This is a genomic window from Aeromonas sp. QDB18 (assembly GCF_027705325.1).
Classification (GTDB): domain Bacteria; phylum Pseudomonadota; class Gammaproteobacteria; order Enterobacterales; family Aeromonadaceae; genus Aeromonas; species Aeromonas caviae.
This window is the reverse complement of sequence record NZ_JAPDBQ010000049.1, coordinates 1-25,782: the sequence shown is the minus strand read 5'-3', so window position 1 is coordinate 25,782 and position 25,782 is coordinate 1. Positions and strand designations below refer to the sequence as shown.

Here is a 25,782-nt window from a genome sequence, read left to right as displayed (position 1 = left end):
AGGGCGTGCATCGAGAAGACAGATTATCCCATCCCGGCAGAACTGATGCCGTCAACCCCGTCCTGGTGAATAGATACTGCAGGAGGAGCTGGTCAAGTTGCAGGAGTGGGTCAAGCAGGAGGGGCTCAAAGTGGTGGTGCTGTTCGAGGGGCGCGACGCCGCGGGCAAGGGGGGCGTCATCAAGGCGATCACCGAGCCCCTCAACCCCCGGGTCTGCCGGGTCACCGCCCTGCCCGCCCCCTCGGATCGGGAGCGCACCCAGTGGTACTTCCAGCGCTACGTGGCGCACCTGCCCTCGGCGGGCGAGATGGTGCTGTTTGACCGCTCCTGGTACAACCGGGCCGGGGTCGAACGGGTGATGGGCTTTTGCAGCGATGACGAGTATCGCGAATTCCTGCGCGCCTGCCCCGAATTCGAGCGGATGTTGATCCGCTCCGGCATCACCCTCATCAAATACTGGTTCTCGGTCAGCGACGAAGAGCAGGAGAAACGCTTCAAGGAGCGCATCAATACTCCCATCAAGCGCTGGAAATTCAGCCCCATGGATCTGCAATCCCGCTCCCGCTGGGTGGAATACTCCCGCGCCAAGGATGACATGTTCACCTACACGGATACCGAGGATTGCCCCTGGTTCGTGGTGGACGCCGACGACAAGCGCCGCGCCCGCCTCAACTGCATCTCCCACCTCCTTGGCAAGGTGCCCTACGAGGCGATCCACTACGAGCCCATCACCCTGCCTCCCATCAAGACCGAAGGGTATGAGCGCCCGCCGCTCACCAGCCAGCACTTCGTGCCGGACGTCACCGCCGCCCTCGAGTCAGACAAGCACGGGCAGTGACGGGTTCCGGCCAGCCGCCCCCGCTGGCCGGAACCCGGGCTTCGGATGACGGGCAATAAAAAGCCGGTCTTGCGACCGGCAAAAGGCATTGAACGTATAGAAAGGAAAACCTGGCACTCTCGCCCTCTCAGGCGCGGATATATTTGGCCGTGCGCGGGAACGCCTGCTCCTTGGCATCGAACAGGTAGCAGGCTTCGGCCGGGATGCCGACGCTGTACTCCTGGCCGGTGGCCACGTCGATGTCGGAGCTCGCCTTGACGGTGAAGTCGTGACCATCCACGTCCATGTAGACGAAGGACTCGGCCCCCAGGTGTTCGGCTACCTGCACCACGCCGCTCACGCGGCTGTCGGCATGGGCATGACCCAGCGGCACCAGGTGCTCGGGGCGAATGCCCAGCTCCACCTTGTCGCCCACCGCGCCGCGACGGGCATCCACCCGGGCACGCACGGTATCGCCGGAGGTGAGCTTGACCAAGCACTCCTGCTCGCCGATCTCCACCAGCTCGCCCGCCAGGAAGTTCATCTTGGGGGAGCCGATGAAGCCTGCCACGAACTTGTTGTCCGGGTTGTGGTAGAGCTCGAGGGGGGTGCCGAACTGCTCCAGGTTGGTGGCCGCCTCGCCCTTGAGCGGGCTCAGCACCACGATGCGGTTGGCCAGCGTCATGGCCTCCACCTGGTCGTGGGTCACGTAGATGATGGTGGAGTTGAGCTCCTTGTGCAGCTTGGCGATCTCGATACGCATCTTGACCCGCAAGGCGGCGTCGAGGTTCGACAGCGGTTCGTCAAACAGGAACACCTGCGGCTGCTGCACGATGGAGCGGCCGATGGCCACCCGCTGACGCTGACCGCCAGAAAGGGCCTTGGGCTTTCTGTCCAGCAAAGGCTCGAGACCCAGGATCTCGGCGGCGCGCATCACCCGCTTGTGGATGTTCTCCTTGTCCATCTTCTTGAGCTTGAGGCCAAAAGCCATGTTCTCGTAGATGTTCATGTGCGGGTAGAGGGCGTAGGACTGGAACACCATGCCCACGTTGCGCTCCACCGGCGGCACGTCGTTCATGTAGCGCCCGCCGATGGTCAGCTCGCCGCTGGTGATGTCTTCCAGACCCGCGATCATCCGAAGCAGGGTGGACTTGCCGCAGCCGGACGGGCCGACGAAGACGATGAACTCCCCTTCCTTGATGTCGAGGTTGATGCTGCGCAGGGTGTCCTTGTGGACAGCCGGGTCGTAATTTTTGCGAACGTTGTTGAGTACTACTTCAGCCATGTCGAGCTCCGCTCTTGAATCTTTGCAAATCGTGATGACGGGGGGAGCCAGCTCCCCCGGCCATGAACCGTTAACCTTTCACGCCGCCTGCGGTCAGACCGCCCACCAGCCAGCGCTGGGCGAGCAGGAAGACGACCGTGATGGGGAAGCCTGACAGCACGGCGGCTGCGGCGAAGTCACCCCACAGGTAGTTCTGCGGATAGAGGTACTGCTGGGCCCCGACCGCCAGGGTCAGATTGTTCACATCCTGCAACAGGATGGAGGCCATGGGCACCTCGGTGATGGATCCGATGAAGGCCAGGATGAACACCACCGCCAGAATGGGCACCGACAGGGGCAGCAGGATCAGGCGGAACGCCTGCCACGGAGTAGCGCCATCGATGGCCGCCGCCTCCTCCAGGGAAGAGTCGATGGTCTCGAAGTAGCCCTTGATGGTCCAGACGTGCAGGGCAATGCCCCCCATGTAGGCCATGATCAGGCCGCCGTGGGTGTTGAGACCCAGCCAGGGGATGTAGTCACCGATCTTGTTGAAGAGCGCGTAGATGGCCACCAGTGCCAGCACCGCCGGGAACATCTGGAAGATCAGCATGCCCTGCAGGATGGTGGACTTGCCACGGAACCGCAGACGGGCGAAGGCGTAGGCACAGGTGGTGGAGAGCACCACTATCATCAGGGCGGTGATGCCCGCCACCTTGATGGAGTTCCACAGCCAGGTCAGCACCGGGAACGGCGGCGGCGTGATGCTGCCATCGGCGTTGGTGATGGACATTCCGAGCGCCAGCTTCCAGTGATCCAGGGTCGGATTGGTGGGGATGATCTCCCCCACCGAGAAGTTGCCGTTACGGAACGAGATGGCGATGACCATGATCAGCGGGAAGATGATCAGTGCCAGGAAGCCCCACATCACCAGGTGGGTTGCCCACACCCGGTATTTGACTGATTTGGGTTGTACGATTGCCATGTTGAAGCCTCCTTACAGTTGCTTGTCGGCTTTGGACAATTTCAGGTTGAGCAAGGCCAGCGCACCCACGATGAGGAAGATAGCGGTGGCGATGGCACTGGCCAGACCGTAGTCCTGACCACCCGAGCCCTGGAACGCGATCCGGTAGGTGTAGCTCACCAGCAAGTCGGTGGTCCCGGCCGGCGTGGTGGCGCCGATGATGTCCGGCGCCCCGTTCGTCAACAACTGGATAAGTACGAAGTTGTTGAAGTTGAAGGCAAAGGATGCAATCAACAGCGGTGTCAGCGGCTTCATCAAGAGCGGTACGGTGATCTTGAAGAAGTTCTGTACCGGCCCCGCCCCGTCCATGGCAGACGCCTCGTAGAGATCTTCCGGAATCGCCTTGAGCAGGCCCATGCAGAGGATCATCATGTAGGGGTAACCGAGCCAGGTGTTGACGATGAGGATCATCACCTTGGCCAGGAAGGGATTGGTGTACCAGTCCGGCTTGATGCCGAAGGCCGCTTCCAGGAACAGGTTGATTTCACCGAAGTTCTGGTTGAACAAGCCCTTGAACACCAGGATGGAGATGAACGCCGGTATCGCATAGGGCAGGATCAGCATGACCCGGTAGAAACCACGCCCCCTGAGCTGCTCCCACTGCACCAGACACGCCAGCACCATGCCGATCGCCAGGGTGAACGCCACCGAACAGGCGGAGAAGATCACGGTCCAGACGAAGATCTGCATGAAGGGACTCTGGATACCCGGGTCCGTCATGATGCGCATGAAGTTTTTCCAACCCACGCTCACCACGAAACCGGGGGCAACGCCCTTGCCGACGAAGTGACCTTCCGCATCGATGTACTGGTAGAAGCCGGTGTCACCGTTGGGCAGCATCAGCTCGCCGCTCTGGTTGTCACGCAGCAGGTTGCTGTCCTTGATCATGACGCCGGACTTGAGCACGGCGCCGTCGACCAGCTGGGTATAGAGCTGTTTCTGGGCGGCGAACTTGCGCAGGCTGCTCAGGGTCAGATGGATATTGCCTTCGGGCAGTACCACATCCAGGGCACTCAGGTGGGTGCGGTGATCGACGATGGCACGAATGGGTGCCGCCTTGTCGGTCGCCTCCCCGGCCAGGGGTTGCAACTGAACAACCTGGGGCTCGTCACGGACCCGTCCTTCACGGACGGCCAGGGTACGCGCCTTGTTGTTCAGCAAGGTAAGGGGTGGACTGATAAAGGATTGGTCGTCCTGTTTCAGCAGCAGCTGAAACTGATTGTTCTCACCACCCAGGAGGGTGAAATCGAATTCACCGCCGGTCACCTTGTAGGTTTTTTTCAGATGGTAATCCCGTGCCTGCTCAAGGGAGAGCAAGTTGGATCCCGAATAGTTGGTGAAGGCGATGCCGATCGTGTAGGCAAGAGGGAAGATGATAAAAACAACCATGCCTGCCACACCGGGGAAAATATAACGGTGGGCATAAGTCTTCTTGTTCATGAAGACATAGAGACCGACGGATACGACCACCAGATCGAGCAGGGCAAATACCCACTCGCCGCTGGCATACATCATCACGGCCGCATAACCATTAAGCACTGCGATCAGTGCCGCCATGGTCCATTTCAGCCAGACGTACTTGTCTTTCTTCGGACCGGCATAGGATTCGATAGAAGGTACTACTTCCATGCCAATTAACCTTTATTGCGCCAAGAGAGATTGAGAGAGTGGGAGGCCCGAAGGCCTCCCGGGTAGTACATGCTTACTGGACGATACGCTTGGCAGCGGTATCCAGGGCTTCGTCAACACCCTGACGGCCAGAGGTGACGTTCTTGAGGGCGGTTTCGAAGGAGGACCAGAAACGGCTCATCTCGGGCACGGACGGCATCGGTTCGCCGTTCTGGGCGTTCAGCATGGTGGCCTTGATGTTGGGGTCGGCTTCCAGGGTCTTCTGGAAGGACTTCAGGGCCACGGCACCCAGCGGCTTGTCGGCGTTCATCGGCGCCAGACCGGCATCGGTCAGCAGGTAGTTCTCGAGGAACTCGATGGCCAGATCCTTGTTCGGGCTGGCGGCGTTGATGGTGGCACCCAGTACGCCAACGAAGGCCTTGGCCGGCTTGCCTTTCAGGGTCGGCAGCTGGGCTACGCCATACTTGATGCCGCTCTTGTCCAGGTTGCTCCAGGCCCAGGGACCGTTGATCATCATGGCCACTTCGCCCTTGTTGAACTTGGCGTCCATCACACCGTAGTCGATGCCCTTCTCCAGGTGACCGGATTTGATCATCTCGGAGATGTAGCCGACGCCGGCCTTGGCACCTGCGTTGTTCACGCCGGTGTCTTTGACGTCATAGCCGGTGGCGGTCTTCTTGAAGGCATAACCACCGTTGGCAGCCACCAGGGGGTAGCTGAAGTAGGGGGTGTCATAGGCCCACATGATGGCGCGCTTGCCATTTTTCTTCAGGTCTTCGTCGATCTTGGCGATCTCTTCGAAGGTTTTCGGCGGGTTGGGCAACAGATCCTTGTTGTAAATCAGGCTGACGGCTTCTACCGCGACCGGGTAGCCATAGGTCTTGCCATCGACGGTCATGGCATCCCAGGCGAATTGCTCGAACTTGGCCTTGGTGGCGGCATTCGGGGTCACGGGAACCAGCAGACCGGACTTGACCCACTCACCGTAACGGTCGTGAGCCCAGAAGAAGATGTCAGGGCCGTTGCCGGTGGCGGCGGCTTGCTGGAATTTGACTTCAACCTGATCCGGGTGGGCGACGGTTACCTTGATGCCGGTTTCGGCTTCAAACTTCTTGCCGACTTCGGCCAGGCCGTTGTAGCCCTTGTCACCGTTGATCCAGATGGTCAGCTGACCTTCATCAATGGCAGCAGTGGCAGAGCAGGCCACGCCCAGGGTAGCCAGACCGATCAGGGATGACAGCAATTTCTTTTTCATGAGCCTTTCCTTGTATTAGTTCCGCGCTGTAAGAGCATTGTGTGCAGATGTATATTATCCCAAACAGTCAATGCCTCACATGACACGCCTCGCATTTTTGAAATGCAATTACGTATTTTCTTCCAGAAAGTTATGAAAACATTTTCTTATTTCAGCGACTTAAGAAGAGATATCCCCATATTTTTGCCAAGATATGGAAATTAAATTACAGAAAGGAAATTAATTTACGTCATTGAAAGGGATTTCACCCCACTGAAAACCCTTTCACTCCCGATATTTTGTTCAATGTGTTAACAAAAGTACTGAGGTGGTTTCCATCTACATCACCCCCTAAAATAAAAAGGCACCGGAGCGGACTCCGGTGCCTTTTTGCAAGAAATGACGGCTGGATCACATTACGACTGGCGCAGCAATTGATCCTTGAGATTGGGCGGGACTCCCCTGATGGTCAGGGTGTCGGTCTGGGGATCGTAAAAGACCCGGCTGTTGAGCAACTTCTGCTCGAAGCTCAGGGTCAGGCCGCCACCGGAGCCCACAAACTTGGTCAAGCCCCGCAGGGTGGAACGGTCCGCCGGGAAGCGCTCCTCCAGCTCGTACTCCTGACCGATGAAGCTGTAAAAATCGAGGTCCCCATCACCGGGCAATTCCGCCGACAGCTCCTTGATCTCGATCTCCTCGCCGGCGCTGGCCTGCTCGGTGCAATATTTGAAGACCTGCTTCTTGTAGTCATTGCGCTCGGCCGGTTCGAGCTGGCGGCTGTCGCAGTAATCGTCCACCGCCTGCAGCAACCCCTTGTTCTGGATCTTGGCATCCATGCCCTCCCGGGCCCCCAGCAGATCCATGAAGAAATCCCCCAGCTTGCGACCGACCCGGCCCTTGCTGAAGGTGATATAACGACGCGAATCCCCCTGGGTTTTCCACTCGGTGAGATCGATGCGGGCCACCAGATTGAGTTTGCCGATATCCAGGTACTGGATGTGGCGCAGCTCCAGCGCCTCGCTCACGGTGACGCTCTCCTTGCCTTCCAGCAGGGCGATCATCAGGTAATCCACCCCCACATAGTTGTACTTGGCAATCAGCAACACCCCTTGCTCGTCCAGAGCATGCTCCACCAGCTGCTTGGCCAGCATCTGGGTCAGGTTGACGGAAAAGGGGACGAACTCGGTCTGCTCCGCCAGCAACTGCTCCAGGGCGATGCGAAAGGCGGGGGAAGGCTGCTTGGGGGCGTCTTCCCCCTCCGCCAGCTCGGCGACGGCGGCCTCGGGATCGGCGAAGAAGCCAAAGCCCTTTCCCCCCTTGCCGTTGTAGATGCGATGCAGCTCCGCCATCAGCCCTTGTACCGCCTCGTCGGCAGGCAGGGTCTGGCTGCGGGTATCGGCGTGGGGCTGGCCATCGTTGCCCGCCCGCAGGGAGTGAAGAATGATCTTGTCGATATCGAGACTCATGTCACAAAGCCATAGTGTTAGCCGAAAGGGTGAAGTATTATAAGGCGCTTTGAACCGAGGTGAACCCAAGATTATGCCCATCGTATCAAAGTACAATAACGAGCAGTTTGACGCCCTGATGAACGACCTGATCACCGCCCTGGAGAAACACAAGGCACCGGTGGATCTCAGTCTGATGGTCCTTGGCAACCTGACCACCAACATCATCAACGGCATGGCCCCGGCCCAGCGCCAGGCGATCACCGAGAAGTTCATCCAGGCACTCACCGCCTCGGTGGGCCATCGCCACGATGCGCACTGAATTTCTTCGCATTCTTTGATGTTTTTCAAGCAGATGGATCATTATGGTCGAAACCGGCAACCCCTATCGCGATAATGTCTCTCGCCTGATCACCTGGGGGCATTGGTTCTCCTTCTTCAACATCATCCTGGCCATGCTGATCTCGACCCGTTACCTGGGCGCCATCAGCTGGCCGTCGACCACGCTCGGCGTGACCTATCTCGTCATCAGCTGGATAGGTCATTTCTCGTTCCTGAGCTTCGTCACCTATCTGCTGACCATCTTCCCCTTAAGCTTCATCCTGCCCAGGGAGAAGCCGCTGCGCTTCATTTCATCCATTATCGCCACCCTGGCGCTGGTGCTGCTGCTTATCGACACCCAGGTGTTCCAGCTGTTCAAGTTCCACTTGAATGGCCAGGTGTGCCAACTGCTGCTGGATCAGGCGCAGACCGAAGAGGGCTCTATCTGGAGCATCATCTTCGTGGCGGTGCCCGCCATCTTCCTGCTGCAACTGCTGCTGTCGGCCTATGTGTGGCGCAAGATCAACAAGCGCAAACGCCGCCAGTACGGCAATCAGGTGGGGCTGGCCCTGCTGGTCTGCTTCATCCTCACCCATCTGGTCAACAGCTGGGCGGATGCGACCCTGTATCAACCCATCACCATGCAACGGGCCAACTTCCCCCTCTCCTACCCCATGACCGCCAGGAGCTTCCTGGCCAAGCATGGCTGGCTCGACCTCGAGCAGTATGAGAAGAAGGCCGAAGATCAGGGAAGCGCTGAGCACCGTCTGCTCTATCCCTTGCGCCCCCTCAGCGTGAGCGCACCCAGCGATCACAAGAACCTGCTGGTGGTGGTGGTCGACTCCCTGCGAGCCGACATGCTCAACAACATCAACATGCCCAATCTGCAACGCTACGCGGACAACCACTTCAATTTCCGCCAGCACATGAGTGGTGGCAATGATGAAGCCATGGGGATGTTCAGCCTCTTCTACGGGCTGCCCGGCCACTATTACGGGGACATCCGGGCCGACAAGCGCCCCCCCGTGCTGTTCGACGAGATGCTGCGTCAGGACTACCAGTTCGGCCTGTTCGGTGCACTGGAAGATGCCAAGCAGTATCGCCAGAGCCTGCTTGCGGGTCTGCGCAAGCAGGTCTTCGTCTCCCGCCAGACCGATGACCGCAGGCTCATCGACGACTGGCAGCAGTGGCTTGGCACGCGCACCGCGGACAGACCCTGGTTCTCTCTGGTCTATCTCTCTAGCCCGGGGGATTATCAGGTGCCAGCCAGCATCAAGGGCCCCTTCCAGCCCGAGTTGACCCGCTTCAACCCGGCCACTGCCTATCGGCCCGAGAACCTGCAGAAGCTGGAGAACCGCTACAAGAACGCGGTCTTCTATACCGATCAACTGCTGGAGCAGATGCTGACCCAACTGCAATTGCAGGGGCTTGATGATCAGACCATCGTCGTGGTCACCTCCAACCACGGTCAGGAGTTCAACGAGACCCAGAGCAACAGCTGGGGCTATGACAGCAATTACTCGACCTATCAGGTTCAGGTCCCCCTGGTGCTGGCCTGGCCTGGTGCCGAACCTGTGCCCCAGGCGCAGGCGAGCAGCCACCTGGATCTGGTACCGACCCTGATGAAGAACATGCTGGGTGTACGCAACCACTATCGTGACTACAGCACGGGGCGCAACCTGTTCGAAGCCAGTACACGCACCTGGCTGCTGGCGGGGGATCAGAATGACTTCGCCATCTATCAGGGCAACACCATCACCCAGTTCAACAAGCAGGGGGACTTCGAGCTGCTGGACCGCGACACCTATCGCCCCATCAAGCACGGCACCCCGGACATGGGCACCCTGATCCAGGTGATGAACGAGCTCAATCGCTTCTATCGCGCCCCCTGATCTGCGCCAGCCCACCTCCTTGAGCCCGCCCCTATGGCGCAATGCTGTTCACTTAAGAGAATTTGAGTTCCAGTCCACGTAGTATCAGGACAAAAAATCGAGGGAGGCATGATGCCTCCCTCTTTCTATTGCAAGCCCCGCTGGATAAAGGCTGGAGGAAGATCGACTGGACACAGCCTTGCCCCCTCAACTCAAATCCAATTTATGAATAATCAGTCAAAAAAGTGCTTATCTGAACAGCATTGCCCTATGGCGGGCTTTTTCTTGCCCGCACCACACCCGTCCTCCTGTTTCTCATGGCGTCATTCGCAAACGTATGCCACCACCTTACTGATTTAACTCTCAAAAAATTCAATTCGATCAATATCATAAAAACAAAATGATAATGATTGTTATTTATCTACTTGACTCCCTCTGCAATAATCCGCGCCCTTCAGACTTAAATAATAATTATTCTCAAATATGAAAATTCGACTTCTTCACTATTGGCCCATGCTGCTGTCCGGTACGGCGCTGGCTGCCAGCGATCCCGCCGGGGTCGACACAACGGACATGCCCCCCGAACTCAAGGGGCGGGAAACCATCGTGGTCAAGGGACAGCGCATCGAGCAGAAGCTCTCCGAGGTGTCGGGTTCCATCACCGTCATCACGGAGGAGGATCTGGATCGCCAGGTTGCCACCGAGCTCACCGATGTGTTCAAGAACGAACTCGGCGTCTCGGTGACCGGCTCCGCCGGCCGCCCCCAGAACATCATCATCCGCGGCATGGGCGGCAACCGGGTGCTCATCATCAAGGACGGGGTGCGGGTCAGCGACGGTTTTGGCGCCGACGACCTCAACGACAAGGTGGGCCGCTTCAGCTTCGATCTCGACGATGTCAAGCAGATAGAGGTAGCCAAGGGAGCCGGTTCCTCCCTCTATGGCTCCGATGCCATCGGCGGCACCATCGTCATCAGCACCAAGCAGCCGGAAGATTACCTTCAGGGCCAGGATGCCTATCTCGGCAGCAAGGTGCTGCACGATGGCTTCGATGGCTATTACTGGAGCCAGACCCTGACCCCGTCCCGTCGGCTGGAGAGCGCGCCTCTGAGCGCCATCGCCCACATCTTCCTCGGCGAGGACGCCGGTGCCGACTATCCCACCCCAGTTCAAAACAGCAATGACGCCAACGGTCTGCAACTGCGCCTGGTGGCCGAGGTAACCCGATGAACAAGTATCTTCTGACCCTGCTGCTCACCCTGTGCAGCCCCCTGGCACTGGCCATCGCCATCGCCATCTGCGACGACGCCCTGCCCCGTACCAGCCCCACCGCCCGTTTCCAGGATCACGGCAACGGCACTGTCACCGACAGGGGCACCGGTCTAACCTGGATGCGCTGCCAGCTCGGCCAGACCTGGCGCAACCAGAGCTGCGAGGGGGAACCCACCCGCCTCTACTGGCAACAGGCACTGCAGACGGCGGAACGGATCCGCACCGAACCGAGCCATGCCCTGTATGGCTTTGGTGGTCATCACGACTGGCGCCTGCCCACCATCAAGGAGCTCGCCAGCATTCTGGAGTCCGCCTGTTACAAACCGGCATTGAACGAAACCATCTTCCCCCGCGCCATGGCCGGAGATGGCAAGGAGGTGAACGACGGCTATGTCTATCTCTGGTCTTCCACCCCGGTGCCGGCCCTTCAGGGCGTCGCTTACCTGGACATCACCAGCGGCTCCGTCGCCCAGCGCGCCCCCCGCTCTTGGGCGAAACAGGTTCTGCTGGTGAGGTGACAGCCTGGCCATGGGGGTCACCCGGTCCCCTGTTTGACACGAGGCAAGAAGCGGCAGGGTGACCCTGGCCGTCAAAAAAGCATCAAATTGCGTCATGTGATGCCTGTTCAGGGCGGTTTTGCACGCCGCAGCGCTGGCATGAAACCGGCAGAGCGGTTAGTCTAGCGGCGTTGAACCAATCCCAAGAGGTACAGATGAAAACCGTGTTGCGTTTTAGCCTGCTGGGCGCCTTGTTATTGGGTGGCCATGCCTTCGCCGCCGAACCGAAAAAATTTGATATCAGCATGTTCCCCGCCGCCGAAGTGAACCAGGAACGTGTCGTGATCCGTCTGCCAGAAGTCGAGAACGAAGCCGACATGATGGTCGAGCTGCAAGTCGGCAAGAAGATGCTGGTCGACTGCAACCTGCCCCGCTTCGCGGGCAATCTGGAACAGCACAGCGTCAAGGGCTGGGGTTACAACTACCTGACCCTGGGCCAGGTCACCGGCCCCGTCAGCACCCTGATGGCCTGCCCAGATGGCCAGAAGAAGGAGAGTTTCGTCCAGATCTACGGTCAGGGCTTCTTCGTGAACTACAACTCCAAGCTGCCCTTCGTCATCTATGTGCCCCAGGAGTACGAGGTGCGCTATCGTCTGTGGCGTGCCGACAACCTGGCACAGCCAGCCATGATTGAGTGAGTGCCGCGCACTCGGGTTCAGCTCAGTCATGATGATGATTAGGCGCCATACGGCGCCTTATTTTTAGCTTCCGAGCCCGTTCTTGAGCGGTTTTTCCTGTACAAAATCTGACATAACTCCACTATTTTTCAGGCTTTTTTGTGCAGCGCACCGCAAAATGCCCCCTCGGGATGCGACAAACCCTGTTCGATAAAAGATATTTATTAACATAGTAAGAAAATTGATTTTGCACTCTGCGACGGCCTGATGATACTTGCCCGCAAAGGTCAAACTAACCAGAACAAGAGCACTATGAGCTTCGAATCAGACAAGCGTTTCAACGACTTCAAACATTTTCCCCGTGGCCTGCGTCGCAGTGGCGAATTCACCGTGGCCGAAGCGGACAGTCTGGAAAAATATGGCACCGTGATGCTGGCGCTCTATCAGGGCAACCTGGCCCCGCGCGATGACGTAGAAAGTGCCTTTATCGAACAGGTCAAATCCGGCGCAGCCGGCAACAACCCCCACGCCAAGGTGTGGTTCAAATACCTGAAGGTGATTGGTCCCAAGCGCGTGCACCGTCTGTGCACCGTCGCAGGCGGCGCCAATGAAGATGCGGGTGGCAGCTTTGAAGGCGGCGGTGGCGGCAGCGACGAGTCCCTCGATTAATGGATACCGAGCTGCTTCGGACCTTCATCGAGGTCAGCAAGACCCGGCACTTTGGCCGGGCGGCTGAAAATCTCTACCTGACCCAGTCGGCGGTGAGCTTCCGGATCCGCCAGCTCGAGCAGCAACTCGGGGTCAGCCTGTTTGCCCGTCATCGCAACAACATCCGCCTGACTGCCTCCGGTGAGCGTCTGCTGCCCTACGCAGACGCCATTCTGCATACTTTGGGGCGCGCCAAGCAGGACGTGGCCCTCTCCCCCGGTTTCAGCCAGCAGCTTGCCATCGGCGCCCCCGCCGTCTTCTGGGAGCTCGACTTCAACGACTGGCTGAACCATGTCTATGCCCTGGCCCCCGGCCTCGCGGTGCGCCTCGAAACCGCCTCCCGCGAGCACCTCTGTCGCCAGTTGCTGGAGCGCTCCCTCGATCTGGCCCTGCTCTCCGAGCCGACCAAGATCGACGAGATTGCCCTGCACCCCATCGGCGAGCTGGTGTTCGAACTGGTGAGCCGGGAACCGGCCGCAAACGCCGACAGCCTGATGCAGATGCCCCACATTCATCTCGACTGGGGCACCAGCTTCGAACCGCCATCGAGCCGGTTGCAGAGCCTGCAGAAGACCCCCGTGCTGCATTCAAGCTCCGCCAGCATGGCCCTGCAATTTGTGCTGGCCAACGGCGGCGCCGCCTACCTGCCAAGGCGCATGGTGAGCCCCTTCCTGGAGCAGGGGCAGCTTCATCTGGTGGAAGGGGGCCAATCCCTGAGCCGCCCGCTCTACCTCGCCTATCTGGAGAAATCCGACCGCCGGGAGCTGATCGATCAGCTGCTGACCCTGCCGCTGGGCTGGCATGACGCCGACTTGCGTCAACCGCCTGCCGAATGAAACAGGGCGATTTCACGCCCAGACCTGTGTTTTCATCTACCCTGGTTATCGGTGCAGCACAAGCAACATGAAAAAGGGGCCATCAGGCCCCTTTTGTATGGATATCTTTGTGCATCAGCCGTGATGACGACGATCGTTGGCCTGGGCCAGCAGGGTGCGGCTCTCGCGCAGGAACTCCTCCGCCCGCTCGCCGAAAAAGCCGGAGACCTGGCTGAAGGCCTCGATGAAGCCCTCCCTGTCGCCCCGCTCCAGCAGGCCCAGCGCCTCGCCGAAGTTCTGGTAGTAGCGGCGGATCATCGCGAGGTTCTGGGGCGACGACAATATGATGTCGGCGTAGAGATGGGGATCCTGGGCAAACAGCCGTCCCACCATGGCCAGCTCCAGCCGGTAGATGGGAGAGCTTAAGGCAAGCAGACGGTCGATGTTGGCCTGCTCCCGGGAGAGGTGCCAGCCGTAGGCGAAGGTAGCAAAGTGGCGCAGCGCCTGAATGAAGGTCATTGCCTCGTCGTGGGCCCTGGCCTCCACCTGCTGCAAACGCGCCCCCCAGATGGTCATCTGTTCCAGCAGCCACTGGCTGGCGACGGGATCGCGTCCCTGACAGCAGACGATCACCTGCTTGGCGAGGCTCGCCACGTCCGGCCCGAACATGGGGTGCAGCCCCAGCACCGGCCCCTGGTGTACCGCCAGCATATGGGCAAGCGGTTCACTCTTGACGCTGGTCACGTCCACCAGCAGAGAGTCCGCCGGCAGGTTGCCGAGCCGGTCGATCACCTGGCAGGTGACGTCGATGGGCACCGCCACCATCACCAGCCCGGCGCCGTGCAGGATCTCGTCGGCGCGTGGCCAATCGGCCTGCCCCAGGGTTTCAACCCGGTAGCCCGAGAGGCTGAACAGGTTGCCGAACAGGCGGCCAAGCTGCCCCTGGCCACCGATGATCACCACCTTGCCGAGCTCAGGCTTCATGCACTTGAAGTGGTGCTCCTTGTCGCTGGCGGACTCCAGAATATAGGACTCGCGCATCACCCGGCGCAGCACGTCCTCGATAAGGTCCCCCGGCACCCCCAGTACCTCGGCCTCGGCGCGGCGGCGGGCCAGCATGCTCGCCTCCCGATCCGGTGCATAGATGGGCAAGCCGTGCCGGCTTTTCACTTCCCCCACTTCCCCCACCAGGGCGAGACGAGCGGCCAGCAGATCAATCAGCTGCTTGTCCACCGCATCTATCTTGTCCCTGAGGGCATTCAACTCTTTCGCCATGTCCAGTCCCTGCTGGCGCCGCCCGCAGCGACGCCCTGTCATTCAAGAGGCAACAAGGTATCACTGCGTGGGCAGTGATACCTCGATGGTTCAATCAGTTGCAACAAGATACCACGGCTTATGCCGATGTTCTGGCCAAAAGTGGTGCCGCCAGCTGGCTGTGGCAGCGGGCCAGCAGCGCATCCGTGGTCTCCCAGTCGATGCAGGCATCGGTGATGGAGACGCCGTAGCGCATCTCGCACTTGGGCTGCTCGCTGGACTGGTTGCCTTCGAACAGGTTGGATTCGAGCATCACCCCGATGATGGAGCGGTTGCCCTCCTGGATCTGGTGAATGACGTTTTCGGCCACCTTGGGCTGCAGCCGGTGATCCTTGCTGGAGTTGCCGTGGCTGCAATCCACCACCAGACCGGGCAGCAGGCCCGCCTTCTCCAGCGCCTCTTCCGCCAGCGACACATTGACCGAGTCGTAGTTCGGGTGCTTGCCGCCACGCAGGATCACATGACCGTCCGGGTTGCCCTGGGTCTGCAGCAGCGCGACCTGACCCTGCTGGTTGATCCCCATGAAGGCGTGGGGGCTGGAGGCGGCCTGCAGCGCATTGATGGCGGTGCCCAGGTTGCCGTCGGTGCCGTTCTTGAAGCCGACCGGCATGGAGAGGCCGGACGCCATCTCCCTGTGGGTCTGGGATTCGGTGGTGCGGGCACCGATGGCCGACCAGGAGAAGAGCTCCGCCAGGTATTGCGGGCTGATGGGGTCGAGCGCCTCGGTCGCCAGCGGCAACTCCAGCTCAGCCAGCCAGCAGAGCAGCTCGCGGGCGCGGTGCAGACCCAGCTCCACGTCGAAGGTGCCGTCCAGGTTCGGATCGTTGATAAAGCCCTTCCAGCCGACCGTGGTGCGCGGCTTCTCAAAGTAGACCCGCATGACAATGTAGAGAGAGTCCTGATAGGCGTCATGCAGCGCTTTGAGTCTGGTTGCGTACTCTTTGGCGGCGTCCATGTCGTGGATGGAGCAGGGACCACAGATCACCAGCAGGCGGTGATCGCGACGGTGGATGATGTCGGCGATGGTATTGCGGGCCCCTTGCACGAATGCCAGCGCGCGATCGGAGATGGGCAGTTTCTCCTTGAGCTGGGCAGGCGTGATCATCACTTGTTCGGACTGGATATGGATGTTGTTCAGGGGATCTCTTTGCATCTTCTCATTCTCTCTACTGTTTCAAGCCAAGGGCGCTGATCGTTCACTTTTGTTTACACAAGTCAGCACTTTGTTACGCAACCGCCCCCACCTTACCAAGGAAAAACAAACAATCAAGTGAAACTAGCGTCTTCACACGCTGAGAGATGGATAAATGACCAAGAAAGCAGAGTGAAGCAACTCAAAAGTAGCGACTCGCAAGGCCAGAACAGCCCCAAATCGTAAACATTTTATTACACCCATCCATTTCGATATCATCTCTCTGCCCCCTCTCATGACCCCTTATCCGGCCCCTCATCCCGGCGATAATGCCGGGCACAAAAAAGCGGGGCACCTGGCCCCGCTTGCATTCCCGTGTTGCTCTTCTTTTATTTTTTGCCGTGGGCCTTGATAGCCTCGACCGCCTTGTCGGGGAAGTCGCTGAATACCCCGTCCACATCGGCCTGGTAGAGGAAGATGTTGAGCAGGTCGGTGAAGTCTTTCGCATAGGCCGGGATCTGCCCCTCATCCTGACGGAAGGTATAAGGATGCACCTTGAGGCCGGCCGCATGGGCCTCTTTCACCATGCCGGTGAAGACCGGCTTGCCGGGAGTGCCCGGCTCGGTCACCACCATGGGTTTCCAGGGACCTATCCCCTCGGCATAGGTGGCGATGGTCTTCATGGCCCCCGGCTTGAACATCCAGTCATAACTGTAGGGGGTCGCCTTGCCCTTGGCGTCATAGACCATGGTCTCGTTCCAGTCGGTCTCGGCCATCAGCTGCACCAACTTCAAGTCCATACCCATGGCGGGCATCAGTTCGCTGTTGATGCGCTTGAGCTCGTTGGCATCGAAACACTGCAGATAGACCTTGTCGCTCTTGCTGGTGTAGCCGTACTCCTTCAGTACCTTGAGCACCGCCCTGGAGATGTCCTTGCCCTCGTGGCGGAACAGCCAGGGAGCTTTTATCTCCGGGTAGATGCCGATGTGCTTGCCGGTGCTCTTGTTGAGCCCCTGGATCATCTCGATCTCTTCCTGGAAGGTGTGGATCCTGAAGCTGGACTTCCACAGCGGGAAGCGCGCCGGATAGACCAGCACCTGCTTGCCGTCCACCAGCTGGAACGGCTCGGTCATGCGCAGGGAGCGCACCTCGTCCAGGGTGAAATCCACCACATAGTAGCGACCGTCCGGGCGGGCCCGGCCGGGGAAGCGCTCGGCCACGTCCGTGATGCCATCAAGGAAGTGATCGTGCATCACCACCAGCTGGTCATCCTTGGTCATCACCAGGTCCTGCTCCAGATAGTCGGCGCCCATGCCATAGGCCAGGGCCTTGGATTCCAGGGTGTGTTCCGGCAGGTAACCGGAGGCACCCCGGTGGGCGATCACGATTTTGCCTTCGTCGGCCGCCAGTGCGGGCAGCGCCAGGGCAGCCCCGAGGCCAAGGGCTATCAGGGTACGGTGAGGTTGCTTCATCAAGAGATCTCGTTGTTATGGTGTGTAGGATGCAGGTAATTGTTATAGCAGGGGTTTATTGCAGTTTGACGGCGGGCGGCAAAGGCCGCCCGCCATGGGTCATCAGCAGGCTTCGGGCAGGGCGTGGTGGTGCTCGAGCAGCCAGGCACCGAGCTGCTGCTGTTCGGATTCAGACAGGCGCAGCCCCAGCTTGCTGCGGCGCCACAGAATGTCTTCCAGGCTGCAGGCCCATTCGCGCGCGATAAGGTAACGCACTTCAGATTCATACAGCCCGGCACCAAAGTGCTGGCCGCGCTCCTCCTTCAGCCAGAGGCGGGCATGAGCGCCATAGGATTCGGCGATGCGCAGGGCGCTGCGATCGTCGAGCCAGCCGAATTCCAGCGCAAAGGCACGCGCCAGTTCACGCACCGAGCAGTCGAACTCGCCACCGGGCAGCCGGCAGGAGGCGGTCCAGTCCTCTCCCATCTGGCTGAACCAGGGCTTGAGCTTGTTGCAGGCGGCCTGGGCCAGCTTGCGGTAGGTGGTGAGCTTGCCGCCAAACACCGACAACAGCGGCGCGCCGTCGGATTCACCACTGAGCTCGAGCGTGTAGTCCCGGGTCACCGCCTGGGGTGAATCGGACTCGTCGTCACACAGGGGGCGCACCCCGGCATAGGTCCACACCACGTCTGCCGGGCTTATCTGCCTGGTGAAGTGGGCATTGACCACCTTGCACAGGTAGTTGATCTCGGCATCGCTGATCTTGGCTTCGCGCGGGCTGCCCTTGTGCTCCACGTCCGTGGTGCCGATGAGGGAATAGTCCTGCTGGTAGGGGATGACGAAGACGATGCGGTTGTCCTCGTTTTGCAGGATGTAAGCCTCTTCGCGCTCATGGATGCGCGGCACTATCATGTGGCTCCCCTTGATGAGGCGAATGCCGCGGGGGGATTTCTCGCTCAGGCTCTCGTCATAGAAGGTCTTGACCCAGGGACCCGCCGCATTGACCAGACCACGGCAGCTGACGGTGAACTGCTCGCCCCCTTCCCGCTCCAGCGTCAGGGTCCAGTGCTTGGATCCGCGCACTGCCTTGACGCAGCGGGTACGGGTCTGGACATCGGCGCCCTTGTCCCGCGCCAGCATGGCATTGAGCACCACCAGCCGGGCGTCATCGACCCAGGCGTCCGAGTATTCAAAGCCCTTGTTGATGCCGCTCTTGAGGCCGTCCTGCGGCAGGAAGCGCAGTCCGCAGCTCCCCTTGAGCTTGTCCCGCTTGGCCAGGTTGTCATAAAGGAAGAGACCGGCGCGGATCATCCAGGCCGGACGCAGGTGCGGGCGATGAGGCAGACGAAAACGCATGGGACGGGCTATGTGGGGAGCCATACCGAGCAGGACCTCCCGCTCCGCCAGCGCCTCTTTCACCAGCCGGAATTCGTAATGTTCGAGATAGCGCAGGCCGCCGTGGATCAGCTTGCTGGAGTTGGACGAGGTGGCAGAGGCGAGATCGCTCGCCTCGAACAGCGCCACCTTCAGCCCCCGCCCCGCCGCATCTGCCGCGATGCCGACCCCGTTGATGCCGCCGCCGACGACGACCAGATCATAATGTTCGCTCATGTTCACCTACTTTCTTATTTTGTGTTTGCCATGACAGCAATGTTTGATTTCGCTCATATTAGAACATGAAAAACCAATAAACGAACATTTCGTGAGAGAAATGTGATCGCGATTGTTTTCACAATGCTAAAAATGCTGCCAGTCGGTGACGGCCTGGCAAGGCTACGGCATGTCGGAAACAACCATTTCGGGCAGGGAGGAGAACAAAGAGTGCCGGATGGGGGTGCCCATGGGGCAAGGTGATGAAGGCGATGGCGTGAATTCCTCGCAGGCGCCTAGCGTCGGTGCAAACCTGGCGCCCGAGTGCGGGGGCAACATCAGGGGTCAAAGAAGGTGTGTCAGCGCCAGGAACTGGCCGCTTAGGCGCCGCAAGGGAGACGCCGCAGGCCGGGAGGGGGCAGGAAAAAAGCGGCCGCCCCGAGGCGGCCTGATGCCTGTGCGGGGAAGCTCAGCAGATATGGCAGGCGATCTGATGCTGGGACATCAGTCGCATCAGCTTCTCCGGCGGCTCCTGATCCGTGAACAGGGCGTGGATCTGGCTGAGGTTGCCGAGGTTGACCATGGCGTTGCGGCCAAACTTGGTGTGGTCGGCGGCCAGGAACACCTGGCGGGAGTGGGCGATGATGGCCTGGGCGATCTTCACCTCGTGATAGTCGAAATCGAGCAGGGAGCCGTCGCTGTCGATGCCCGAGATGCCGATGACGCCGTAGTCCATGCGAAACTGGCCGATGAAGTCGCGGGTCGCCTCCCCGACAATGCCGCCATCCCGGTTGCGAATTTCGCCGCCGGCGATGATGACGGTGAAGTCATCCTTGGCGGTCAGGATGCTGGCGACGTTCAGGTTGTTGGTGACCACGCGCAGCTCCCGGTGGTCGAGCAGGGCACGGGCGATGGCCTCGGTGGTGGTGCCGATGTCGATAAAGAGCGACGAGCCGTCGGGGATGTTGGCGGCCACTTCCCGGGCGATGCGCTCCTTCTCCTTGAGCTGCATCACCTTGCGGGCACTGTAGGCGGTGTTGACGGTGCTCGAATGCAGTGAGGCCCCGCCGTGATGGCGCCGGATCTTGTTCTGTTCGGCGAGATCGTTGAGATCCCGGCGAATGGTCTGGGGGCTGACGTCAAAATGGGTCACCAGATCGTCGGTCGAGACGAAACCCTGCCGGGTCAGGACGTCCAGGATCTCCAGATGTCGTTGGGTTTGCTTCACGCTTGCACTCCGCAGATGAGACGAAAAAAGGCCCCGGCAGGTGCGGGGCCTTTGGCAGTGTACCTGATCCCTTTTCCAATCGATAAGGGCAGGATCACGTTTTATGCCTGATGGGCAGCCGCCTTGGCGGCAATCGACTCGTTCTCGTGCTTGAGGGTCATGGCCAGCAGAATGATGGAGAGCACGCAGGAGACGGTGAGCACCATGAAGCCGCCGTCCCAGCCGAAGTGGTCAACGGTATAGCCCAGCATGGCGTTGGCCGCGACCGCGCCACCCAGATAACCGAACAGGCCGGTGAAGCCCGCCGCGGTACCGGCCGCCTTCTTGGGCGCCAGCTCCAGTGCGTAGAGGCCGATCAGCATGACGGGGCCATAGATGAGGAAGCCGATGGCGACCAGGGCCATCATGTCGATGGTCGGGTTGCCCGCCGGGTTGAACCAGTAGACCAGCACGGAAAGGGTCACCAGCACCATGAACAGGATGCCTGCCGGGGCGCGGCGGCCCTTGAACATCTTGTCGGAGATCCAGCCGCACAGCAGGGTGCCCGGGATCCCCGCCCACTCATAGAGGAAATAGGCCCAGGAGGAGTGATCCACGCTGAAGTCCTTGGCCTCTTTCAGATAGGTGGGCGCCCAGTCCAGCACGCCGTAACGGATGAGGTAGACGAAGGCGTTGGCGATGGCGATGTACCAGAGCAGCTTGTTGTGCAGCACATACTTCATGAAGATCTCCTTGGCGGAGAACTCCTGCTCGTGGCTTTCGTTGTAATCCTTCGGGTAGTCGTTCTTGTACTCCTCGATGGGGGGCAGACCGACCGATTGCGGGGTATCGCGCATCACGAAGAAGGCGATCACCGCGATGGCCGCCGCCGCCGCCGCAGGCACATAGAAGGCGCTGCGCCAGTCGTTGAACCAGCCCATGCCGAGGATGAACAGGGGGCCTATCATGCCGCCGCCCACGTTGTGGGCCACGTTCCAGACCGAGACGATCTCACCCCGCTCCTTCTGCGACCACCAGTGCACCATGGTGCGACCGCAGGGGGGCCAGCCCATGCCCTGTGCCCAGCCGTTCAGGAACAGGAGCACGAACATGATGCCAATGCTGGAGGTAGCCCAGTGCATGGTCCCCATCATGAACATGATGCCTGCCGAGAGCAGCAGACCGGCGGAGAGGAAGTAGCGCGCGTTGGATCTGTCCGACACGTTCCCCATCAGGAATTTGGAGAGACCGTAGGCGATGGAGACGCCGGAGAGGGCCAGACCCAGATCCCCGCGGGAGAAGCCCTGCTCGATGAGGTAGGGCATCGCCAGACTGAAGTTTTTCCGTACCAGGTAGTAACCCGCATACCCGAAGAATATCCCGAAGAACACCTGCCAACGCATGCGTTTGTAGAAGGGATCCACCTTGTCGGCCGGCAGCCGGTCGATATGGGGTGCAGGCCTGAAGAGACTAAGCATGTTCTGCTTCCTTTTATTGTTGTTCTGGGCGGTTGAGGACGCCCCGCTCATGCCGGCGATCAGACGCGTCTTGATTCGCAAGCGAGCCTATCGCGCTCATTTGTGAACATTTAATCTGTGATGAGCGCTAAATTATTGCAGTTTTATTACAAAAATTGTGACGCTGTGAGTGAACGCGCATCCAGGGTCAGCCCACGCATGGCGTGGCTTTTGGCTACTCACTAAGGAGTAATATGGCCGACAACTGTTGCTTTTCGTCACATTTTCTTAGCAATGAATGGGATCTTGCCCACATTTCCGGTGGCGGGGGGATGGTGAATTGACGCAGAAGGTTTATTTTCTCTCTCGTCCAAGAACGAGCGCAAACGAGCATAACGTTTGCGCAAGCTCAAAAAACAAGAAGAAACGTTTTCGGGCGCAATGAATGGGAATGAAAGATAACAAAACGGAACATCAAACCTACTGTGGGTGGATATAAGGAATAACAACTATGAGCATACAAAGACCCAATACCCTGCTTGGCGAGTGCCTCGCCGAGTTTATCGGCACCGGCCTGCTGATCTTCTTCGGCGTCGGCTGCGTGGCCGCCCTGGTGCTGGCTGGCGCCAACTTCGGGCAATGGGAAATCTCCATTACCTGGGGCCTGGGTGTCGCCATCGCCATCTATGTCACCGGTGGCATCTCCGGTGCCCACCTCAACCCTGCCGTGACCCTGGCACTGATGACCTTCTGCGGCTTTGACAAGCGCAAGGTGGTGCCCTTCATCATCGCCCAGATAGCCGGGGCATTCGCCTCCGCCGCCCTGGTCTACGCCCTCTACAGCAACCTGTTCACCCAGTGGGAGCTGACCCACAACGTGGTGCGCGGCAGCGTCGAGAGCCTCGGCACCGCAGGCATCTTCTCCACCTACCCCAATGCCCTGCTCTCCAACATGCAGGCTTTCGCGGTCGAGATGGTGATCACCGCCGTCCTGATGCTGGGCATCATGGCACTGGGTGACAACAACAACGGCGCCCCCAAAGGCTTCGCCGCCGCCCTGCTCATCGGCATCCTGATCGCGGTGATCGGCGCCTCCCTCGGCCCCTTGACCGGCTTTGCCATGAACCCGGCCCGTGATTTCGGCCCCAAACTGTTCGCCTTCGTGGCTGGCTGGGGTGACGTGGCCCTGACCGGTGGTCGTGACAACCCCTACTTCTGGGTCCCTATCCTTGGCCCCATCGTCGGCGCCCAGATCGGTACCGCCCTGTATGTGAAAGTGCTGGCTCCCTGCGTCCCGGGCAACCGCGTCGCCACCGAAGAAGCCTCCAAGCTGTCTAACAAAGAAGAGGCCGCCGCCTGAGAGCGGCCCTCCCCAACGTGTAACAACGTGGAAAAATAAAAACGTGGAGAACATCATGTCTGCTGAAAAGAAATTTGTCGTTGCGCTGGACCAGGGCACCACCTCCTCCCGTGCCATTGTCTTCGATCAGGACGCCAACATCGTCGCGACCTCCCAGCGCGAATTCACCCAGCACTACCCGAAAGCGGGCTGGGTCGAGCACGACCCCATGGAGATCTGGGCGACCCAGTCCTCCGTCTTCACCGAAGTGCTGGCCAAGAGCGGCCTGCACAGCGAGCAGATCGCCGCCATCGGCATCACCAACCAGCGTGAAACCACCGTCGTCTGGGAAAAGGCCACCGGAAAGCCCATCTACAACGCCATCGTCTGGCAGTGCCGCCGCACCGCGGCCATCTGCGAAGAGCTCAAGGCCCGGGGCCTGGAAGAGTACGTTCGCGAAAACACCGGCCTGGTGCTGGATGCCTACTTCTCCGGTACCAAGGTGAAGTGGATCCTGGACAACGTGGAAGGGGCCCGGGAGAAGGCAATGAACGGCGAGTTGCTGTTCGGCACCATCGACACCTGGCTGGTGTGGAAGATGACCAACGGCGAGGTGCACGTCACCGACCCGACCAACGCCTCACGCACCATGCTCTACAACATCCGCGACCTGAAGTGGGATGAGCGCATGCTGGACGAGCTGGGCATCCCCGCCTCCATGCTGCCGCAAGTCAAACCCTCCTCCGAGGTCTATGGCTACACCACCCGTGGCGGCGGTGCCCGCATCCCCATCGCCGGTATCGCCGGTGACCAGCAGTCCGCCCTGTTCGGCCAGCTCTGCTTCGAAAAAGGGATGGCCAAGAACACCTACGGTACCGGCTGCTTCATGCTGATGAACACCGGCACCGAGCCGGTTCGCTCCAGCAACGGCCTGCTGACCACGGTCGCCATCGGCCCGAAAGGGGAAGTGAACTACGCACTGGAAGGGGCGGTCTTCATGGGCGGCGCCACCATCCAGTGGCTGCGCGATGAGCTCAAGATCATCCACGACGCCCGCGATACCGACTACTTCGCGAGCAAGGTGGGCGACACCAACGGCGTCTACCTGGTGCCGGCCTTCGTGGGCCTGGGCGCCCCCTACTGGGATCCGTATGCTCGCGGCACCATGGTCGGCCTGACCCGTGGCGCCAACCGCAACCACATCATCCGTGCGGCGCTCGAATCCATCGCCTACCAGAGCCGCGACGTGCTGGATGCCATGCAGCAGGACTCCGGCATCAAGCTGGCAGCCCTGAAGGTGGATGGCGGCGCCGTGGCCAACGACTTCCTGATGCAGTTCCAGGCTGACATGATGCACACCCCTGTGGTGCGTCCGACCCGTATCGAGACCACCGCCATGGGCGCCGCCTTCCTGGCCGGCCTCGCCGTGGGCTTCTGGAAGAGCTCCGAAGAGCTGGAAGACAAGTTCAGCGTGGACCGCGAGTTCATTCCGCAGATGGACCGCGACGATCGCGCCAAGCGCTACAGCGGCTGGAAGAAGGCGGTGGAACGCTCACGCCGCTGGGCCGAAGAGGAGTGATGGGGTAACCGACGCATCCTTGAGATGAAAAAAGCAAAGAGGCCGACAGCGATGTCGGCCTCTTTATATTGGCGCTAGCAAGCCCCTCGGCCCCCTCCCCTTGAGGAGTGGGAATGATGGCCCCTCCTCCTCGTGGAGGGGAAGGGCGGGAGGGGATTGGCCCTGTCGGAACACGCCTAGAGCGCGTGGTTGCCGAGCTGCTCTTTCAGGAAATCGAGCCAGACCCGCTGCCGGATGTCCCGCTGGGCATCGGAGTAGAAGACCGCATGGATGGGGCGCGAGGCGCCGCTGTTGCTGCGGGCCAGCACCTCCACCAGCGCCCCGCTCGCCCTGTCATCCCCCGTCATGAAGTCCGACAGGCAGACGATCCCCTGCCCCGCCAGCGCCAGCTGACGCAAGGTTTCCCCGCTGCTGGCCCGCAGGGTCGGGGTGATGGCGAACCTGTCCCCCTGCTCCTCGCTCAATAGGGGCCAATGATTGAGGTGATCGGGGTGCAAAAAACCAAGCAGCTCGTGGCCAGCCAGCAAGTCAGCCGGCTGGCGCGGGGTACCGCGTGCCTTCAGATAGTCGGGGGAGGCCAGCAGCCGCAGCCGCGAGCGGCCCAGCGGCAGGGCCCGCAGGGAGGAGTCCGTCAGCTCGCCGATGCGAATGGCCATGTCCACCCGCCGCTCCATCAGGTTGATGAAGCCCTCGGAGCTGTGCAGTTGCAGCTCGATGGCGGGGTAGCGGCGGCGAAACTCGCCGATGATGGGCACCAATCTATGCAGGATGAAGGGGGTGGCGGCGTCCACCCGCAATATGCCCTCCGGCTGCTCCCGGCGCATCAGCAACAATCCTTCTGCCTCACTCATCTCGGTCAGGATCTTCACCGCTCGCTGATAGAACCAGCTCCCCTCCTCGGTCAGGCTGACCCGCCTCGTGGTGCGGTTGAGGAGCACGGTGGCGAGCTTCTCTTCGAGGCGCTTGATGCCGCGGCTCACCACGGAATTGTCCATGCCGAGATTCTCCGCCGCCTGGCGAAAGCTGCCCGCCTCCACCACCGCCACAAACAGGGTCAATTCATCGGATTGACATCCTCCCCCACCTTAGCGCTTCGCGTCACAGGAGGGGGATTCCCATTACTGGGTGATAGCTGCTCGCGC

21 protein-coding genes and 2 pseudogenes are annotated in these 25,782 nt (G+C 60.3%); 11 read left to right on the top strand and 12 right to left on the bottom strand.

The features are described 5' to 3' along the window. Window positions 1-73: 73 nt before the first annotated feature. Window positions 74-838, top strand: a complete 765-nt coding sequence (gene ppk2, locus OKC30_RS09750; RefSeq protein ID WP_270809597.1) for a polyphosphate kinase 2 — start codon at window positions 74-76, stop codon at window positions 836-838. Window positions 839-965: 127 nt separating this feature from the next. Here ppk2 and OKC30_RS09745 read toward each other — a convergent pair whose 3' ends face one another. From OKC30_RS09745 to yejK, 5 genes are all read right to left on the bottom strand, one after another. Next, the gene (locus OKC30_RS09745; protein ID WP_039038631.1) at window positions 966-2,102 is read right to left on the bottom strand and encodes an ABC transporter ATP-binding protein; all 1,137 of its coding nucleotides are present in this window, start codon (window positions 2,100-2,102) and stop codon (window positions 966-968) included. A 70-nt stretch (window positions 2,103-2,172) separates the two neighbouring features. Continuing rightward, window positions 2,173-3,063: a maltose ABC transporter permease MalG gene (gene malG, locus OKC30_RS09740; protein WP_160838282.1), complete on the bottom strand. Its 891-nt coding sequence runs from the start codon at window positions 3,061-3,063 to the stop codon at window positions 2,173-2,175. 12 nt (window positions 3,064-3,075) lie between these two features. Then, window positions 3,076-4,731 (bottom strand): maltose ABC transporter permease MalF, encoded by a 1,656-nt coding sequence (gene malF, locus OKC30_RS09735; RefSeq protein WP_160838284.1) that lies wholly within the window; start codon window positions 4,729-4,731, stop codon window positions 3,076-3,078. 73 nt (window positions 4,732-4,804) lie between these two features. After that, the gene (malE, locus tag OKC30_RS09730; RefSeq protein ID WP_010674249.1) at window positions 4,805-5,986 is read right to left on the bottom strand and encodes a maltose/maltodextrin ABC transporter substrate-binding protein MalE; all 1,182 of its coding nucleotides are present in this window, start codon (window positions 5,984-5,986) and stop codon (window positions 4,805-4,807) included. A 395-nt stretch (window positions 5,987-6,381) separates the two neighbouring features. Continuing rightward, complete coding sequence (yejK, locus tag OKC30_RS09725; protein ID WP_257712184.1) at window positions 6,382-7,431, bottom strand: nucleoid-associated protein YejK; 1,050 nt, start codon at window positions 7,429-7,431, stop codon at window positions 6,382-6,384. A 73-nt stretch (window positions 7,432-7,504) separates the two neighbouring features. On the opposite strand from yejK, the gene OKC30_RS09720 reads away from it, so the two are divergent. The 8 genes and pseudogenes from OKC30_RS09720 (at window position 7,505) to hdfR (ending at window position 13,592) form a co-directional block, all read left to right on the top strand. Further along, window positions 7,505-7,732: a YejL family protein gene (locus tag OKC30_RS09720; protein WP_039038627.1), complete on the top strand. Its 228-nt coding sequence runs from the start codon at window positions 7,505-7,507 to the stop codon at window positions 7,730-7,732. 43 nt (window positions 7,733-7,775) lie between these two features. Continuing rightward, window positions 7,776-9,623 carry a DUF3413 domain-containing protein gene (locus tag OKC30_RS09715; RefSeq protein ID WP_257712185.1) on the top strand — a complete coding sequence of 616 codons (1,848 nt, stop codon included), beginning with the start codon at window positions 7,776-7,778 and terminating at the stop codon, window positions 9,621-9,623. Window positions 9,624-10,115: 492 nt separating this feature from the next. Next, a pseudogene (locus OKC30_RS09710) lies at window positions 10,116-10,649 on the top strand (TonB-dependent receptor plug domain-containing protein); the annotation flags it as partial. Further along, window positions 10,650-10,832: pseudogene (locus OKC30_RS09705) on the top strand (DUF1566 domain-containing protein); the annotation flags it as partial. It lies immediately after the preceding pseudogene. Next, the gene (locus OKC30_RS09700) at window positions 10,829-11,392 is read left to right on the top strand and encodes an Lcl C-terminal domain-containing protein (RefSeq protein WP_257712402.1); all 564 of its coding nucleotides are present in this window, start codon (window positions 10,829-10,831) and stop codon (window positions 11,390-11,392) included. The pseudogene OKC30_RS09705 and the gene OKC30_RS09700, both read left to right, overlap by 4 nt. A gap of 194 nt (window positions 11,393-11,586) precedes the next feature. Continuing rightward, window positions 11,587-12,069: a serine protease inhibitor ecotin gene (gene eco / locus OKC30_RS09695; RefSeq protein WP_010674240.1), complete on the top strand. Its 483-nt coding sequence runs from the start codon at window positions 11,587-11,589 to the stop codon at window positions 12,067-12,069. 291 nt (window positions 12,070-12,360) lie between these two features. After that, window positions 12,361-12,717: a DUF413 domain-containing protein gene (locus tag OKC30_RS09690; protein ID WP_010674239.1), complete on the top strand. Its 357-nt coding sequence runs from the start codon at window positions 12,361-12,363 to the stop codon at window positions 12,715-12,717. Beyond that, window positions 12,717-13,592 carry an HTH-type transcriptional regulator HdfR gene (hdfR, locus tag OKC30_RS09685; protein ID WP_039038620.1) on the top strand — a complete coding sequence of 292 codons (876 nt, stop codon included), beginning with the start codon at window positions 12,717-12,719 and terminating at the stop codon, window positions 13,590-13,592. Before OKC30_RS09690 ends, hdfR begins: the two co-directional genes overlap by 1 nt. 114 nt (window positions 13,593-13,706) lie before the next feature. Here hdfR and tyrA read toward each other — a convergent pair whose 3' ends face one another. From tyrA to glpT, 6 genes are all read right to left on the bottom strand, one after another. Continuing rightward, entirely contained in the window at window positions 13,707-14,846 is a 1,140-nt protein-coding gene (gene tyrA, locus OKC30_RS09680; RefSeq protein ID WP_160838728.1) for a bifunctional chorismate mutase/prephenate dehydrogenase, read from the bottom strand. Between the two features lie 118 nt (window positions 14,847-14,964). Next, entirely contained in the window at window positions 14,965-16,038 is a 1,074-nt protein-coding gene (locus tag OKC30_RS09675; RefSeq protein ID WP_160838730.1) for a 3-deoxy-7-phosphoheptulonate synthase, read from the bottom strand. A 368-nt stretch (window positions 16,039-16,406) separates the two neighbouring features. After that, window positions 16,407-17,489, bottom strand: coding sequence for a glycerophosphodiester phosphodiesterase (gene glpQ / locus OKC30_RS09670; RefSeq protein ID WP_270666712.1), 1,083 nt, complete (start codon window positions 17,487-17,489; stop codon window positions 16,407-16,409). A gap of 102 nt (window positions 17,490-17,591) precedes the next feature. Beyond that, window positions 17,592-19,079 (bottom strand): glycerol-3-phosphate dehydrogenase, encoded by a 1,488-nt coding sequence (gene glpD, locus OKC30_RS09665; protein WP_043155281.1) that lies wholly within the window; start codon window positions 19,077-19,079, stop codon window positions 17,592-17,594. Window positions 19,080-19,527: 448 nt separating this feature from the next. Continuing rightward, a complete protein-coding gene (locus OKC30_RS09660) occupies window positions 19,528-20,286 on the bottom strand; it encodes a DeoR/GlpR family transcriptional regulator (RefSeq protein WP_043155278.1) in 759 nt (252 codons plus the stop codon). A 101-nt stretch (window positions 20,287-20,387) separates the two neighbouring features. Next, window positions 20,388-21,743, bottom strand: coding sequence for a glycerol-3-phosphate transporter (gene glpT, locus OKC30_RS09655; protein WP_160838734.1), 1,356 nt, complete (start codon window positions 21,741-21,743; stop codon window positions 20,388-20,390). 490 nt (window positions 21,744-22,233) lie between these two features. Between glpT and OKC30_RS09650 the strand changes: the two genes are divergently transcribed. Both OKC30_RS09650 and glpK read left to right on the top strand, forming a co-directional pair. Further along, window positions 22,234-23,082 carry an MIP/aquaporin family protein gene (locus OKC30_RS09650; protein ID WP_042880435.1) on the top strand — a complete coding sequence of 283 codons (849 nt, stop codon included), beginning with the start codon at window positions 22,234-22,236 and terminating at the stop codon, window positions 23,080-23,082. 55 nt (window positions 23,083-23,137) lie between these two features. Then, a complete protein-coding gene (glpK, locus tag OKC30_RS09645) occupies window positions 23,138-24,640 on the top strand; it encodes a glycerol kinase GlpK (RefSeq protein ID WP_010674229.1) in 1,503 nt (500 codons plus the stop codon). A gap of 176 nt (window positions 24,641-24,816) precedes the next feature. Here the strand turns inward: glpK and OKC30_RS09640 are convergent, their stop codons facing one another. Next, window positions 24,817-25,698 carry a LysR family transcriptional regulator gene (locus OKC30_RS09640; protein WP_160838736.1) on the bottom strand — a complete coding sequence of 294 codons (882 nt, stop codon included), beginning with the start codon at window positions 25,696-25,698 and terminating at the stop codon, window positions 24,817-24,819. Between the last annotated feature and the right edge of the window lie 84 nt (window positions 25,699-25,782).

Coding starts and splice junctions, on each gene's coding strand:
- OKC30_RS09745 (WP_039038631.1), bottom strand. CDS start 2,102: ATGGCTGAAGTAGTACTCAACAACGTTCGCAAAAATTACGACCCGGCT.
- malG (WP_160838282.1), bottom strand. CDS start 3,063: ATGGCAATCGTACAACCCAAATCAGTCAAATACCGGGTGTGGGCAACC.
- malF (WP_160838284.1), bottom strand. CDS start 4,731: ATGGAAGTAGTACCTTCTATCGAATCCTATGCCGGTCCGAAGAAAGAC.
- malE (WP_010674249.1), bottom strand. CDS start 5,986: ATGAAAAAGAAATTGCTGTCATCCCTGATCGGTCTGGCTACCCTGGGC.
- yejK (WP_257712184.1), bottom strand. CDS start 7,431: ATGAGTCTCGATATCGACAAGATCATTCTTCACTCCCTGCGGGCGGGC.
- OKC30_RS09720 (WP_039038627.1), top strand. CDS start 7,505: ATGCCCATCGTATCAAAGTACAATAACGAGCAGTTTGACGCCCTGATG.
- OKC30_RS09715 (WP_257712185.1), top strand. CDS start 7,776: ATGGTCGAAACCGGCAACCCCTATCGCGATAATGTCTCTCGCCTGATC.
- OKC30_RS09700 (WP_257712402.1), top strand. CDS start 10,829: ATGAACAAGTATCTTCTGACCCTGCTGCTCACCCTGTGCAGCCCCCTG.
- eco (WP_010674240.1), top strand. CDS start 11,587: ATGAAAACCGTGTTGCGTTTTAGCCTGCTGGGCGCCTTGTTATTGGGT.
- OKC30_RS09690 (WP_010674239.1), top strand. CDS start 12,361: ATGAGCTTCGAATCAGACAAGCGTTTCAACGACTTCAAACATTTTCCC.
- hdfR (WP_039038620.1), top strand. CDS start 12,717: ATGGATACCGAGCTGCTTCGGACCTTCATCGAGGTCAGCAAGACCCGG.
- tyrA (WP_160838728.1), bottom strand. CDS start 14,846: ATGGCGAAAGAGTTGAATGCCCTCAGGGACAAGATAGATGCGGTGGAC.
- OKC30_RS09675 (WP_160838730.1), bottom strand. CDS start 16,038: ATGCAAAGAGATCCCCTGAACAACATCCATATCCAGTCCGAACAAGTG.
- glpQ (WP_270666712.1), bottom strand. CDS start 17,489: ATGAAGCAACCTCACCGTACCCTGATAGCCCTTGGCCTCGGGGCTGCC.
- glpD (WP_043155281.1), bottom strand. CDS start 19,079: ATGAGCGAACATTATGATCTGGTCGTCGTCGGCGGCGGCATCAACGGG.
- glpT (WP_160838734.1), bottom strand. CDS start 21,743: ATGCTTAGTCTCTTCAGGCCTGCACCCCATATCGACCGGCTGCCGGCC.
- OKC30_RS09650 (WP_042880435.1), top strand. CDS start 22,234: ATGAGCATACAAAGACCCAATACCCTGCTTGGCGAGTGCCTCGCCGAG.
- glpK (WP_010674229.1), top strand. CDS start 23,138: ATGTCTGCTGAAAAGAAATTTGTCGTTGCGCTGGACCAGGGCACCACC.